This is a genomic window from Maritimibacter alkaliphilus HTCC2654 (genome assembly GCF_000152805.1).
In the GTDB taxonomy this organism is placed as follows: Bacteria; Pseudomonadota; Alphaproteobacteria; order Rhodobacterales; family Rhodobacteraceae; genus Maritimibacter; species Maritimibacter alkaliphilus.
Genome location: NZ_CH902578.1, coordinates 1,128,870 through 1,142,321 on the forward strand (window position 1 = coordinate 1,128,870; position 13,452 = coordinate 1,142,321).

Below are 13,452 nucleotides of genomic sequence, written 5' to 3' on the forward strand. Positions count from 1 at the left end.
GCGGGTCCGGATGCGGTTCTGCCCAAGGCTTGAGCGGTCGGAAAACCGGGGATCACCCCGCGTCGGTGCGCCCGCGCCGGTCGGATCGCAGCGCCGAATACAGCACGTGATTGCGCCAGCGCCCGTTGATCTGAAGGTAGCTTTGCGCGACGCCCTCGTATTTGAAACCGCATTTTTCCAGCACGCCCCGCGACGGGGTGTTTTCGGGCAGGCACCCGGCCTCGAGCCGGGACAGGTCCAGTTCGGTGAAGGCGTGGTGCACCACCGCCGTCAATGCCTCGCGCATGTAGCCGTAGCGCGCGAAGGGCTGCCCGATCCAGTAGCCGCAGGTGGCGCTTTGCGCCGGGCCGCGCCGGATATTGTCGAGCGTGATCGCGCCCACCAGCACGTTGTCGGCCCGGCGGATAATGAGCAGCGGCAGGGCGGACCCCTGCGCGACCGAGCGATTGACCCAGTAGACCCGGTTGGTGAAGCCCTTACGCGTCAGATGGTCGGCGGCCCAAGTCGGCTCCCACGGCGTCAGGAAATCCCGGCTGGCCGCCCGCAGTTCCGTCCACGCGTTGAAATCGCCATGGGTCAGCGGGCGCAAGGTCAGCCTCTCGGTGTCGATCCGAACCTTGCGCGGGCGTCTGAGCATCAGGCGGCGAGCCGTTCTGTCAGTTGGGCGAGGCTCGGCGCGGTCTTGCCGGGGCCATAGATCGCGAGCGCGGCACGCGGATCGCCTGCCACTTGAGTCGCGAAATCGGTGACACCTTCCAGCGTGACCGCATCCAGCCGCTCCACCGTTTCTTCGACCGGGACCACGCGGTTCCAGATCGCAACCTGACGCGCCAGCCGTTCGGCCCGCGACGAGGCGCTTTCCAGCCCCATCAGCATCCCAGCGCGCATCTGGGCGCGGGCGCGGGCGACTTCGGCTTCGGTCATGTCCGACGTGGCGCGGCGCAGCTCGTCGATGGTCAGTTCGGCCAGCCCCTTGATCTCGCCCGCCGAGGTGCCCGCGTAGATCGTGATGAGGCCGGTGTCAGACCACGCGCCCGCCTGCGAGAAGATCGTGTAACACAGCCCGCGCTTTTCCCTCGCCTCCTGAAACAGGCGCGAGGACATGCCGCCACCCAGCGCATTGGCATAGACCTGCGCGGTGTAGATCGCGTCGTCACGATACCCCGGCCCTTCGAGCGCCAGCGCGAAATGCACCTGTTCAAGCTTCTTGATCTCGGACCGCTCGCCGCCGACGAAACCCGCCGGCTGGATCAGCGTGGATGACGGGCGCTGAAGCCCGCCGAAGGCCTGTTCGCACAGGCGCATGATCTCGTCATGGTCGACGGCCCCCGCGGCGGCGAAGATCATCCGGTCGGGGCCGTAATGCTCATCCACGAAGCCCGCGAGGTCGCCTTGGGCGAAAGCTTGCACCCGTTCGGCGGGACCGAGGATCGGGCGGCCGATGGCCTGACCCGGATAGGCCACTTCCTGCAACCAGTCGAAGATCACGTCGTCTGGAGTGTCGAGCGCCTGACCGATCTCTTGCAGGATCACGCCCCGCTCGACCTCGATCTCATGCGGGTCGAACACCGGGTTCAGCAGGATGTCGGATACGACGTCGATGGCAAGCGCGGTATCCTCGCGCAGCACACGCGCGTAATAGGCGGTGACCTCGCGGCCCGTGTAGGCGTTGAGATAGCCGCCCACATCTTCGATCTCTTCCGCGATCTGAAGCGGCGTGCGCGTCTTGGTGCCCTTGAACGCCATGTGTTCGAGGAAATGCGCGATCCCGTTCTGCTCGACGCGTTCGTGCCGCCCCCCGGCGGTGATCCACACGCCAAGGCTCACGCTTTCGATGCCGGGCATATGCTCGGTCACGACGCGGAATCCGTTGGGAAGGGTGTCGTAGTTGATGGTCATGCGCGGCGTTTGCTCCGGATCAGTGTTTCCAGTGCGACGAGGTCGTTGGGCACCTTCGTCACGCGTTCTTCGCGTTCGAACAGGTCCGACATGCGCGGCGGCAGGGCGGCGTCGCGCCCGCAGGCGTCCTTGACCGCAGCCGGGAATTTGGCGGGGTGCGCGGTGGCGAGCGTCACCATCGGCACCTCCGACAGATGCTCGTTCGCGACCTTCACGCCCACGGCAGTATGGGGGCAGATCACCTCGCCCGTCGTGTCGTAGGTCGTCTTGATCGTGGCCATCGTCTCGTCCTCGGACGCACGGCCCGATTTGAACTGACCGCGCAGAAAGTCGATGGCCCCCTGACTGATGGTGAAACCGCCGCTTGCAAGGTCCGCCATCTGCTCGGCCACGACCGCACCGTCGCGCCCGTAGGCGTCGAACAACACGCGCTCGAAATTCGACGAAACCTGAATGTCCATCGACGGGCTGATCGAGGGCGTGACGCCCGCCTTGGTATAGGCCCCGGTTTCCAGCGTCCGGTGCAAGATGTCGTTCTGGTTCGTCGCGATCACGAGGTCGCGGATCGGCAGGCCCATCGCCCGCGCGATATAGCCGGCGAAGATGTCGCCGAAATTGCCCGTGGGCACGGTGAAAGACACCTCGCGATGCGGCGCGCCGAGCGCCACGGCGGATGTGAAGTAATACACGACCTGCGCCAGCACCCGCGCCCAGTTGATCGAGTTCACGCCCGCGAGCCGCACTTCGTCGCGGAACTCGAAATCGTTGAACATATCCTTGAGCTTGGCCTGACAATCGTCGAAGTCGCCCTCGACGGCGAGCGCATGGACGTTGCCCTCGGACGGAGTGGTCATCTGGCGGCGCTGCACCTCGGACACCCGGCCATCGGGGAAGAGGATGAAGACGTCGACGTTGTCCAGACCCCGGAAGGCCTCGATCGCCGCCGATCCGGTGTCGCCGGACGTGGCACCGACGATTGTGACCTTTTCGCCCCGCCGCTCCAGCGCGCCCTGAAAGAGCTGGCCGATGAGCTGCATCGCGAAATCCTTGAAGGCGAGCGTGGGGCCGTGAAACAGTTCCAGCAGGAAGTGGTTCGGGCCAAGCTGCACCATCGGCGCGCGCACGCTGTGGCCGAAGCCCTCATAGGCGTGGCGGATGCAAGACTTGAGCTGCCCGTCCGGGAATTCCGCGCCGATGAACGGGCGCATGACGGTAAAAGCCACATCCTCGTATGACTGGCCCGCGAGGGCGGCGATCTCGTCATGGCTCATGGTCGGCACGGTTTCGGGAACGTAGAGTCCGCCGTCACGGGCAAGCCCGGTCAGCATGGCTTCTTCGAATTTCAGTTCCGGCGCGGTGCCGCGCGTCGAGACATATTTCATCTGCTCTTGTCCTCATCGTCCGCCGTGGCGGAATTCCCTTGGAAATCCGCTGCGAAGTCCTTGAAGGAATTCGCAGCCCGGTGCCAGCCGATTTGCGCAGGATCACGTCCCTTTTCGAGGGGATCGGGTGAAAATCCTGCAAGTCGCAAGGCGGCGTGGGTCACGGCTGAATGGCCTGTTCGTGGTTCCGGCGCCGTATACGCCAAAGTGCGAAGCCTGTCATCACCACCCACGTCACGGCGAACAGGAACCACGTCATCGCGTATTCGAAGTGCTTGTTTCGGATCGCCTCGGTCGTCACCGGCATCGGCAGGATCGCCGGATCGGTCTCGTTGCGGGCGATCACGAGCAGGGGCTCGGTGCCCAGCGCCCCGGCCATCTTGTCCACGTCGCGGGCATACCACCAGTTGCCGGCTTCGTCGTCCTCAGGCGTGAACTGGTCGCGCTCATCCGGCCAATGAAGGTTGCCCTGAACGGTCGCGCCGCTGAGGTTGTGCCGGTCCTCTTTCCGCGCGGTCGGAATGAAACCGCGATCCACCATGATCGCGCGCCCGTCGTCCGTGGTGAAGGGCGCGATGACCCGGAACCCGGCGCCATAGTCGCGGTGCGAGACGAGCACATGGATTTCGCCCGCGCCGAAGGTGCCGGAGATTTCGACGGGCAGATAGCGGTCCGCCCCCGGATCAGGGGTCGCGGGCAGCGCCACCGGATCGCCGCCGATCTGGCTTTCGATCTCGGCGATGATGGCCTGTTTCCATTCGAGCCGCTGGAGCTGCCACACCCCGAGGCTGACGAACACCGCGAGGCCGGCGAACAGGAGGATGGCGGCGAGGATCTGTTTGAACATGGCGAGGCTTTAGCACTGGCGGCAGGGAGGCTCTAGACAAGACACTGCGATTTCGCGGCGTGACCCCTGCCCCATAGCAAAACGGGCGAGGTCTCCCCCGCCCGTTCGCAATCGAAACCGTCAGGCCGTTCAGCCGCCCCAGATGTAGACCGCGGCGAAGAGGAAGAGCCACACGACGTCGACGAAGTGCCAGTACCATGCGGCGGCCTCGAACCCGACGTGCTGTTCCTGCGTGAAGTGCCCGGCATAGGCGCGCATCAGGCAGACGAACAGGAAGATCGTGCCGATGATGACGTGGAAGCCGTGGAAGCCGGTCGCCATGAAGAAGGTCGCGCCGTAGATGTTGCCCGACAGGCCGAAGGCGGCGTGCGAATATTCATAGGCCTGGAAGAAGGTGAAGAGCAGGCCCAGAAGGATCGCGATGATCAGGCCGGTCTTCATGTCCTTGCGGTTGTTCTCATGCACGAGCGCGTGGTGCGCCCAGGTCGCCGCCGCCCCGGAGAGAAGCAGGATCAGCGTGTTGATGAGCGGCAGGTGCCACGGATCGAAGGTCTCGATCCCCGCCGGGGGCCAGACACCGTCGACCGCCGGGCTTTCCGGGCCCATCGGGTACATGGCGTGCTTGAAGAAGTTCCAGAACCACGCCGCGAAGAACATGACCTCGGACATGATGAACAGGATGAAGCCGTATTTCAGGCCGATCCGCACCACCGGGGTATGGTCGCCCGACTGGCCCTCGTCGACCACGTCCGACCACCACGAGAACATGGTGTAGAGCACGACCAGCAGGCCCGCGAGGAAGATCCACGGACCGGAGTCGTGCATCCATTTCACGGCTCCGAAGAGCATGACGAACGCACCAGCCGCCGCCAAAAGCGGGTTAATCGACGGGGGCAGGATGTGGTAATCGTGGTTCTTGGCGTGGGCCATGTCTTCCGTCCCTGACTTTTAGTTCTGATCCGCCTCGGGGGCTACGGTCGCATCCAATGCGGCGTATTCCTCGGGCAGATCGGTTTCGTGGAATGTATAGGAGAGCGTGATGACCTTGGCAAACTTCGCGTCAAGGTCTTCGGTGATTTCCGGATCGACGTAGAAGGTGACGGGCATCATCACGCTTTCGCCGGGTTCGAGCACCTGCAATTCGAAGCAGAAGCAATCGATCTTGGTGAAATAGCCGCCCGCCGAATAGGGGGAGACGTTGTAGCTGGCCGTGCCCGCGATGGGCCGGTCGGAGGTGTTCGTCGCCTCGTAGAACGCAAGGCCGGTCTCGCCCAGCCGCACTTCCATCGTGCGCTGGACCGGCTTGAACTCCCACGGGAAATCGCGCTCGACCGAGCCGTCGAAGCGGATCTTGATGGTCTTGTCGAGGATCGTGTCCGAGGCCTGTGCGGCCACGCCCGTCGTGCCACCGAACCCGGTCACGCGGCAGAACCAGTCGTAGAACGGCACCGCGGCCCAGGCCATCGCGCCCATGAACACGACGACGCCCGACAGCATCAGCGCCGATTTCAGCGGGTTTTTCGGTTTCTCGTCCCGATCGCTCATTTCGCCGCCTTCTCCTGCGCCTGCGCCCAGGGCGCGCCCAGTTCGTCGTTCGGGTCGGTGCCGACCTTGGCGATGGTCAGCCCGTAGACGAGCCCCACGAACAGGACGAGCACGATGCCCAGACCCACGTTGCGCGACAGGCGACGGTTGTGCAGTTCATGTGTTGCGCGCAGTTGACCAGCCATTACCAGCCTCCCAGCCCGAGGGGTGCGAGCGAGGTTTCCACCAGCAGCATCCCGAAGTGAATGAACAGATAGAACAGCGAGAACTTGAAGAACTTCCGCTCGACGAGGTGGCTGTCCGCCTCGCTGTCCGCATCCGTTCGGCGCCAGATGTCGATGGCGCCCTTGATGAACCAGCCGTTCAGGATCACGGCCACGGCCATGTAGGCAGGTCCGCCGATCGAGGTCAGGCCAAGGCCCAGCGCCACGGCGGCCAGCACGAAGGTATAGCCGAGGATGTGGTTGCGCGTCACCCGGCGACCGTGGGTCACGGTCAGCATCGGCACGCCCGCGTCCTTGTAGTCGCTCTTGACGAACAGGGCGAGCGACCAGAAATGCGGCGGCGTCCAGGCGAAGGTCAGCGCGAACATCAGGATGGATTCAATGGTGATGTCGCCCGTCACGGCGGCCCAGCCGATCATCGGAGGGAACGCACCCGCCGCGCCGCCGATGACGATGTTCTGGGGCGTCCAGCGTTTGAGCCACATCGTGTAGATCACGACGTAGAAGAAGATGGTGAAGGCCAGAAGCGCACCTGCGACCCAGTTGGTCGCAAGAAACAGCAGGATCACCGAAAAGCCGGTCAGCGCCACGCCAAGCCCCAGCGCCTCGCCCGGCTCGACCTTGCCGGCCGGGATAGGGCGCTTGATCGTACGCTTCATGCGGGCGTCGATGTCGGCGTCCCACCACATGTTCAGCGCGCCGGACGCACCGCCGCCCACCGCGATGAACAGGATCGCGCAGAGCCCGACGAAGGGATTGATCTGACCGGGGGCGACCAGCAGGCCGACCAGAGCGGTGAACACGACCAGCGACATGACGCGCGGTTTCAGCAGGGCGAAGTAATCGCCGAAGCCTGCGTCGCGATCCTGATCGAGAATGGTGGTGTCAGTCATGGTCGTCTTGCCTCGGAGGCCGCGCCGCCACGGGCGGGCCCGCTGGGTGTCGGTCGGGGCCGCTTCAGTGCGGCCCCTGCCCGCTTACTCGGCCGAAGCCACTTTCACGGTCTGGGGAATGCCCGCGTATTCTTCGCGCGCCTCTTCCAGCCAGGCTTCGTATTCTTCCGGGGTCACGGCCTTGACCGTGATAGGCATGTAGGCGTGGTCCTTGCCGCACAGTTCCGAGCACTGGCCGAAGTAGACGCCCTCCATGCCCGGCTCGACCGTGAACCACAGTTCGGCCAGACGACCGGGGACCGCGTCCTGCTTCACGCCGAAAGCCGGGATGGTCCACGAATGGATCACGTCGGCGCCGGTGACCTGCATGACGATCTTCTGGCCGGTGGGCACGACGACCGCGGTGTCGGTGGCGAGAAGATAAAGGTCTTCGTCGTAGCCGTATTCGGCCAGTTCGTCCTTGCCGAGAAGGAAGCCTTCGAAGCCGAATTCCTCGTCCACATACTCATAGCCCCAGTACCACTGGTAGCCAGTGACCTTGATGACGACGTCGCCCTCGGGGATTTCCTGCTGCTTGAACAGAACCGGCAGCGACTGCGCGCCGATGAAGACGAGGATCACGATCGGGATCAGGGTCCAGGCGATTTCGACCCCGGTGTTGTGGGTGAATGTGCCCGGCGTCTTGTTCGCGCCTTTGTTGTAACGGACGATCACCCAGATAATCAGCAGGGCGACGAAGCCCGCGATCAGGATCGAGATGATGTGGAGCAGGTTGTCCAGCGCGAAGGTCGCCTGCGAAATGTCGGTCGCCGCCGGCTGGAACCCGGTGCCGCCGGGCGTGGGTCTGCCGATGACCTCGAGGTCCTGGGCCATTGCCGCCGTGCCGGTGAAAACTGCCGCCAGAAGGGCCAGAGGCCGCAGGGTCTTGGTCATTCTTTGCTTCCCTATCTTCCTGTCTCGACGCATGGGGTGCGTCACAATATTGGGTCTTCCGCGAACGCTGTCGGGAATCCCGTTGTCTCCCGCGCGTCTAAAACCATATTAGGGTGTTAGGAACAAGACAAATCCTGCTACCCAAGGTCGCACATATGCATGATCTCACATGCGATTGATGCAGATCAATGCAGGAAGAAAAGGACCCCATGACCGACCAGACGCCCTTCCGCCCGTTCGACGATCAACTCGACGACGCCCGCGCCTTGCAGATCCTGCGCGCGGCCACGGACGGGGCCGACGATGGCGAGCTTTTCCTGGAACGGCGCCGCTCCGAGGCGCTGGTTTTCGACGACGGTCGGCTGCGCAACGCCAGCTATGATGCGTCCGAAGGCTTTGGTTTGCGGGCGGTTCGCGGCGAAACGGCGGGCTATGCCCATTCGACCGAAATCTCGGAAGCCTCGCTTCTGCGCGCGTCGGAAACCGCGCGGCTCGCGGTCGGTGCCGGGGGCGGGACGCTGGCCGATGGCCCGGCCCGCACCAACGTGAAGCTCTACACCGACAACGACCCGATGACCGATGCCGCGTTCCCGGTGAAGGTCGAGACCCTGCGCGAAATTGACGCATATGCCCGCGACCGCGATCCCCGCGTGGTTCAGGTCAGCGCCACCATCGCCGCCAGTTTGCAGGAAGTCGTGATCCTGCGCCCCGACGGCACGCTGATCGCCGACACCCGCCCGATGTCCCGCGTGAACGTGAGCGTGATCGTCGAGAAAGACGGACGGCGCGAAAGCGGCAGCCACGGCGGCGGCGGACGCGCGGGTCTCACGGCCCTGATCGAGCCGGGCCATTGGAAGAAGAGCGTGGACGAGGCGCTGCGCATCGCGCTCGTCAATCTCGAAGCCGAAGCGGCCCCCGCCGGGCAGATGGACGTGGTGCTGGGCAATGGCTGGCCGGGCATCCTGCTGCACGAGGCGGTCGGGCACGGGCTTGAAGGCGACTTCAACCGCAAGGGGTCGAGCGCGTTTTCGGACCTGATCGGCCAGCAGGTCGCGGCCAAGGGCGTCACGGTCGTCGACGACGGCACCATCCCCGACCGGCGGGGGTCGCTGACGGTGGATGACGAAGGCACCCCCTCCTCACGCACCGTCCTCATCGAGGACGGCGTGCTCGTCGGCTACATGCAGGACCGCCAAAACGCCCGGCTCATGGGGGTGGAGGCCACCGGCAACGGGCGGCGCGAAAGCTACGCCCACGCGCCGATGCCGCGTATGACCAACACGATCATGGAAGGCGGCGATGCCAGCCCCGAAGAGATCGTCGCGGGTCTGGAGGACGGTATTTACGCCGTCGGCTTCGGCGGCGGTCAGGTCGACATCACCAACGGCAAGTTCGTGTTTTCCTGCACCGAGGCCTACCGGGTCAAGAACGGCAAGGTCGGCGCCCCGGTGAAGGGCGCCACCCTGATCGGCGACGGCCCCAAGGCGATGAAGCGCATTCAGGCGGTCGGCAACGACATGGCGCTGGACCCCGGTATCGGGAATTGCGGCAAGGCAGGCCAGTGGGTGCCCGTGGGCGTGGGGCAGCCGACCCTGCGCATCGGCGGCTTGACCGTGGGCGGGTCGCAGACCGGCTGAGGTTGCGCCGCGCTTCGGCGCGTCGCGAGGGGGAGCCGCCGTTGGCGGCTCTGGAGGGCCAGCCCTCCAGACCTCCCGAAGTATTTTCGAAACAGAGAAGAGGACGCGGGGTCGGGCCGGGGCTTTTGGCACGTGCCGAAGCGGGCGGGTTCATGTGGGGACCGGGACCACATGCGATCTTGGCGGCGGTAACCTGCCGTTAACCATTTGAGTCGCATGGTGGGAGGGCAAGAGACGGAATCAGGTGACCCTTGGAGCAATCCCCTTCCAACCACCCCCTCACCCCACCCCAAAGCACGGAAGATCGGGTGGCCTGGCTTCGCCTCTTGCGCTCACGCCGCGTCGGCGTGACCACCTTCTTCAGGCTCATGGGCGAACACGGATCGGCGCAGGCCGCGCTCGACGCCCTGCCCGAGGTCGCGAAGACTGCGGGCGTCGATGATTACAGCGTCTGCCCGCTTCCCGTCGTGGAAAAGGAGATCGACTGGGCCGTGAAATGCGGGGCCGAGATGCTGTGTTTCGGCGCACCGGACTACCCTGCCCTGTTGGCCGAAATCCCCGATCCGCCCCCGATCCTCTGGGCGATCGGCAACCTCGACCTGCTCGCACGACCCACGGTCGGTGTCGTCGGCGCGCGCAATGCCTCGTCGCTTGGCACCCGGATGGCCCGCAAGCTCGCGGGCGATCTCGGGGCGGCCGGGCGGGTCGTCGTGTCAGGTCTGGCCCGCGGCGTGGATACGGCCGCCCACACCGCCGCGCTGAAAACCGGGACGATCGCCGTCATGGCGGGCGGGGTCGACGTGATCTATCCGTCCGAGAACGCGGTTCTGGGTGAGGAAATCGGGCGCGACGGGCTGCGCCTGTCGGAGGCGCCCATGTCGCTGACCCCGCAGGCCCGGCACTTTCCGCGGCGCAACCGCATCATCTCCGGCCTGTCGCGCGCGGTGGTCGTGGTCGAGGCGGCGGCCAAGTCCGGCTCGCTCATCACCGCCGAGATGGCGCTGGAACAGGGGCGAGAGGTCTTTGCCGTTCCCGGTCACCCCTTCGACGCGCGCGCCACGGGCTGCAATCGGCTGATCCGGGACGGCGCGACGCTTTTGCGCGGGGCGCAGGATGTGCTGGACGTGATCAGCGGTGGTGTCGAGCACGCCGCGCAGGAACCACGGACAGCCGCCGCCGATCCGGCCCCGGCCCCGATCGCCAAGGTGGCGCCGGTGGACATCCCGTCCGCGCCGGCCGAGACGCGCACGCTGGCCGAAACCGCCGCGCTGCATCAGCTTATCCTCGACCGTCTCGGCCCTTCGCCGGTGTCGGAGGATCAGCTTGTCCGCGACCTTGCCATGCCCGCAGGCGACGTCGCCTCGGAACTGACCGATCTCGAACTCGAAGGGCATGTCTCGCGCGCCCCCGGCGGCCTGATTTCACGGACGGGGTAAAGGCCCGACGCCGCGTCGTTCACGACCCTGCCAACGGGTCGCCATTGACAAGCCCCCGGACCGCGACCCATCTAACGCCCCCAAGCGCCTTATTCGAGTCGAGAGGATTTTGATGCCCGTTGTCGTCGTGGAAAGCCCTGCTAAGGCCAAGACAATCAACAAATATCTTGGTAGCGACTACACCGTGCTCGCCTCCTACGGGCACGTGCGTGACCTGCCGCCCAAGGACGGTTCGGTCATCCCCGACAACGATTTCGAGATGCTGTGGGAGGTCGGGAACGACAGCCGAAAGCATGTGAAGGCCATCGCCGACGCGCTCAAGGAAGACAACAATCTGATCCTCGCGACCGACCCCGACCGCGAGGGGGAAGCGATTTCGTGGCACCTCGAGGAAGCCCTGCGCAAACGCAAGGCGATCAAGAAGGACACGCCGGTCAGCCGCGTGGTGTTCAACGCGATCACCAAGTCCGCCGTGACCGAGGCGATGAAGAACCCGCGCGATGTCGATGGCGATCTGGTCGAGGCCTATCTGGCGCGGCGTGCGCTGGACTACCTCGTCGGATTCAACCTGTCGCCCGTCCTGTGGCGCAAGCTGCCGGGCGCACGTTCCGCGGGGCGGGTTCAGTCGGTTTGCCTGCGGCTCATCGTCGAGCGCGAGATGGAGATCGAAGCGTTCAACCCGCGCGAATACTGGTCGGTGAAGGCCCTGCTCCAGACCCCGCGCGGACAGCAGTTCGAAGCGCGTCTGGTCAGCTACGCGGGCAAGAAGCTCGACCGTTACGACCTTGAAAACGAACAACAGGCCGGGCTTGCCGTCGCCGCCATCGAAGCGCGGGAGCTGAGCGTTCTGTCGGTCGAGGCCAAGCCTGCCTCCCGCAACCCGTCCGCGCCGTTCATGACCTCGACGCTGCAACAGGAAGCCAGCCGCAAGTTCGGCTTCGGCGCGCGTCAGACCATGTCGACCGCGCAACGACTGTATGAGGCGGGCTACATCACCTACATGCGGACCGACGGCATCGACATGGCGCCCGAGGCCGTGACCGCCGCGCGCGACGAGATCGCGACGCGGTACGGCAAGGATTACGTGCCGGCCGAGCCGCGCGTCTACAAGAACAAGGCCAAGAACGCGCAGGAAGCGCACGAATGTATCCGCCCGACCGAGATGAGCCGCGATCCCTCGGCCAACGACATCGCGCGGCTGGAGCCCGACCAGCGCAAGCTTTACGACCTGATCTGGAAGCGGACGATCGCCTGCCAGATGACCGGGGCGCGGCTTGAACGCACGGCTGTCGAAATCGGGTCGTCCGATGGTCAGGTCGGCCTGCGCGCGACCGGTCAGGTCGTGCTCTTCGACGGGTTCCTCAAGGTCTATGAAGAGGGCCGCGACGACGTGGTCATCGACGACGAGGATGACGCGAACCGCCTGCCCCAGATGACTGAGGGCGACGCGACCAAGAAGGACAGCGTCACGCCCGAACAGCATTTCACCCAGCCCCCGCCGCGCTATACCGAGGCGACGCTGGTCAAGAAGATGGAAGAGCTGGGCATCGGGCGACCGTCCACCTATGCCTCGATCGTCACGACGATTCAGGACCGCGAATATGTCCGCAAGGACAAGGGTCGCCTGATCCCCGAGGACAAGGGCCGCATCGTCACGATGTTCCTGCTGAACTTCTTCCGGCAATACGTGGGGTATGAGTTCACCGCCGATCTGGAAGAAGAACTCGACAAGGTGTCGGCGGGCGAGATCGAATACAAGAAACTGCTCGCCCGGTTCTGGCGCGATTTCTCGGCCGCCATCGCCGAGACGAGCGAACTGCGCATCTCGGAAGTGCTCGACAAACTCGACAAGGCCTTGGAAAAGCAGCTTTATCCGCCGCGCGAGGACGGGTCGGACCCGCGCAAATGCCCGCTGTGCGGCACGGGCGATCTGCATCTGAAAACCTCGCGCTCCGGCGGGTTCGTCGGCTGCTCGAACTACCCGGAATGCCGCTACACCCGGCCCATCGGCGGTGGCGAGGAAACGCAGGGCGACCGAATCCTGGGCGAAGATGAGAACGGCGAGGAAATCTCGCTCCGGTCCGGGCGGTTCGGCCCCTACGTCCAGCGCGGCGAGGTGAGCGAAGAGAACAAGAAGCCGGATCGCGCGAGCCTTCCGAAAGGCTGGTCCGCCGATGACATGGATCTGGAAAAGGCGCTGACGCTTCTGTCCCTGCCCCGTCTCATCGGGCAGCACCCGGAAGGGGGCGAGATCAAGTCGAACTTCGGCCGGTTCGGCCCCTATGTCATGCACCAGCTCCCGGACGAGGCGAAGCCGGTTTACGCCAACCTCAAAGACCCGCAGGACGTGTTCGAGATCGGCATGAACCGCGCGGTCGAAATGCTGGCGGAGAAGCGGGCCAATCCCGGACGCGGGCGGCAAGCGGCCGCCAAGGCGCTGAAGGAGTTGGGGGAACACCCCGACGAGGGCGGGCCGGTGAACGTCATGGATGGGCGCTACGGCCCCTATGTGAAATGGGCCAAGGTCAACGCGACCCTGCCCAAGGACGTGAAGCCGGAAGACGTGACCATGGAAATGGCCGTGAATCTGATTGCCGAAAAGGCCGCCAAGGGCGGTAAAGGCAAGAAGAAGCCTGCCAAGAAAAAAGCCTGACGG

General features: G+C 65.1%; 12 protein-coding genes. 3 read left to right on the forward strand and 9 right to left on the reverse strand.

The features are described 5' to 3' along the window. Positions 1–52: 52 nt before the first annotated feature. From RB2654_RS06685 to coxB, 9 genes are all read right to left on the reverse strand, one after another. Positions 53–637, reverse strand: a complete 585-nt coding sequence (locus RB2654_RS06685) for a GNAT family N-acetyltransferase (protein WP_008329876.1) — start codon at positions 635–637, stop codon at positions 53–55. Then, positions 637–1,899 carry a M16 family metallopeptidase gene (locus RB2654_RS06690; RefSeq protein ID WP_008329881.1) on the reverse strand — a complete coding sequence of 421 codons (1,263 nt, stop codon included), beginning with the start codon at positions 1,897–1,899 and terminating at the stop codon, positions 637–639. Before RB2654_RS06690 ends, RB2654_RS06685 begins: the two co-directional genes overlap by 1 nt. Next, complete coding sequence (gene thrC, locus RB2654_RS06695) at positions 1,896–3,281, reverse strand: threonine synthase (RefSeq protein WP_008329883.1); 1,386 nt, start codon at positions 3,279–3,281, stop codon at positions 1,896–1,898. The genes RB2654_RS06690 and thrC overlap by 4 nt, the downstream gene beginning before the upstream one ends. 160 nt (positions 3,282–3,441) lie before the next feature. Then, the gene (locus RB2654_RS06700; RefSeq protein WP_008329885.1) at positions 3,442–4,128 is read right to left on the reverse strand and encodes an SURF1 family protein; all 687 of its coding nucleotides are present in this window, start codon (positions 4,126–4,128) and stop codon (positions 3,442–3,444) included. A gap of 129 nt (positions 4,129–4,257) precedes the next feature. Then, the gene (locus RB2654_RS06705; RefSeq protein ID WP_008329887.1) at positions 4,258–5,058 is read right to left on the reverse strand and encodes a cytochrome c oxidase subunit 3; all 801 of its coding nucleotides are present in this window, start codon (positions 5,056–5,058) and stop codon (positions 4,258–4,260) included. Between the two features lie 18 nt (positions 5,059–5,076). After that, positions 5,077–5,673, reverse strand: coding sequence for a cytochrome c oxidase assembly protein (locus RB2654_RS06710; RefSeq protein ID WP_008329889.1), 597 nt, complete (start codon positions 5,671–5,673; stop codon positions 5,077–5,079). Next, positions 5,670–5,858: a cytochrome c oxidase system small membrane protein gene (locus RB2654_RS06715; RefSeq protein ID WP_008329890.1), complete on the reverse strand. Its 189-nt coding sequence runs from the start codon at positions 5,856–5,858 to the stop codon at positions 5,670–5,672. The genes RB2654_RS06710 and RB2654_RS06715 overlap by 4 nt, the downstream gene beginning before the upstream one ends. Continuing rightward, entirely contained in the window at positions 5,858–6,790 is a 933-nt protein-coding gene (gene cyoE, locus RB2654_RS06720) for a heme o synthase (protein ID WP_008329892.1), read from the reverse strand. The genes RB2654_RS06715 and cyoE overlap by 1 nt, the downstream gene beginning before the upstream one ends. An 84-nt stretch (positions 6,791–6,874) precedes the next feature. Continuing rightward, positions 6,875–7,723: a cytochrome c oxidase subunit II gene (gene coxB, locus RB2654_RS06725; protein ID WP_008329894.1), complete on the reverse strand. Its 849-nt coding sequence runs from the start codon at positions 7,721–7,723 to the stop codon at positions 6,875–6,877. A 209-nt stretch (positions 7,724–7,932) separates the two neighbouring features. On the opposite strand from coxB, the gene tldD reads away from it, so the two are divergent. The 3 genes from tldD to topA all read left to right on the forward strand — a co-directional run bounded on the left by tldD (position 7,933) and on the right by topA (position 13,449). Then, on the forward strand, positions 7,933–9,360 hold the full coding sequence (gene tldD, locus RB2654_RS06730) for a metalloprotease TldD (RefSeq protein ID WP_040885511.1): 1,428 nt from the start codon (positions 7,933–7,935) through the stop codon (positions 9,358–9,360). Positions 9,361–9,668: 308 nt separating this feature from the next. After that, the gene (gene dprA / locus RB2654_RS06735; RefSeq protein WP_008329897.1) at positions 9,669–10,796 is read left to right on the forward strand and encodes a DNA-processing protein DprA; all 1,128 of its coding nucleotides are present in this window, start codon (positions 9,669–9,671) and stop codon (positions 10,794–10,796) included. 112 nt (positions 10,797–10,908) lie between these two features. Beyond that, the gene (gene topA, locus RB2654_RS06740) at positions 10,909–13,449 is read left to right on the forward strand and encodes a type I DNA topoisomerase (RefSeq protein WP_008329900.1); all 2,541 of its coding nucleotides are present in this window, start codon (positions 10,909–10,911) and stop codon (positions 13,447–13,449) included. The last annotated feature ends 3 nt before the right edge of the window (positions 13,450–13,452 follow it).

What these genes read in the sequence shown, in the direction of transcription:
- RB2654_RS06685 (WP_008329876.1), bottom strand. Translation starts at nt 637, where the DNA reads ATGCTCAGACGCCCGCGCAAGGTTCGGATCGACACCGAGAGGCTGACC.
- RB2654_RS06690 (WP_008329881.1), bottom strand. Translation starts at nt 1,899, where the DNA reads ATGACCATCAACTACGACACCCTTCCCAACGGATTCCGCGTCGTGACC.
- thrC (WP_008329883.1), bottom strand. Translation starts at nt 3,281, where the DNA reads ATGAAATATGTCTCGACGCGCGGCACCGCGCCGGAACTGAAATTCGAA.
- RB2654_RS06700 (WP_008329885.1), bottom strand. Translation starts at nt 4,128, where the DNA reads ATGTTCAAACAGATCCTCGCCGCCATCCTCCTGTTCGCCGGCCTCGCG.
- RB2654_RS06705 (WP_008329887.1), bottom strand. Translation starts at nt 5,058, where the DNA reads ATGGCCCACGCCAAGAACCACGATTACCACATCCTGCCCCCGTCGATT.
- RB2654_RS06710 (WP_008329889.1), bottom strand. Translation starts at nt 5,673, where the DNA reads ATGAGCGATCGGGACGAGAAACCGAAAAACCCGCTGAAATCGGCGCTG.
- RB2654_RS06715 (WP_008329890.1), bottom strand. Translation starts at nt 5,858, where the DNA reads ATGGCTGGTCAACTGCGCGCAACACATGAACTGCACAACCGTCGCCTG.
- cyoE (WP_008329892.1), bottom strand. Translation starts at nt 6,790, where the DNA reads ATGACTGACACCACCATTCTCGATCAGGATCGCGACGCAGGCTTCGGC.
- coxB (WP_008329894.1), bottom strand. Translation starts at nt 7,723, where the DNA reads ATGACCAAGACCCTGCGGCCTCTGGCCCTTCTGGCGGCAGTTTTCACC.
- tldD (WP_040885511.1), top strand. Translation starts at nt 7,933, where the DNA reads ATGACCGACCAGACGCCCTTCCGCCCGTTCGACGATCAACTCGACGAC.
- topA (WP_008329900.1), top strand. Translation starts at nt 10,909, where the DNA reads ATGCCCGTTGTCGTCGTGGAAAGCCCTGCTAAGGCCAAGACAATCAAC.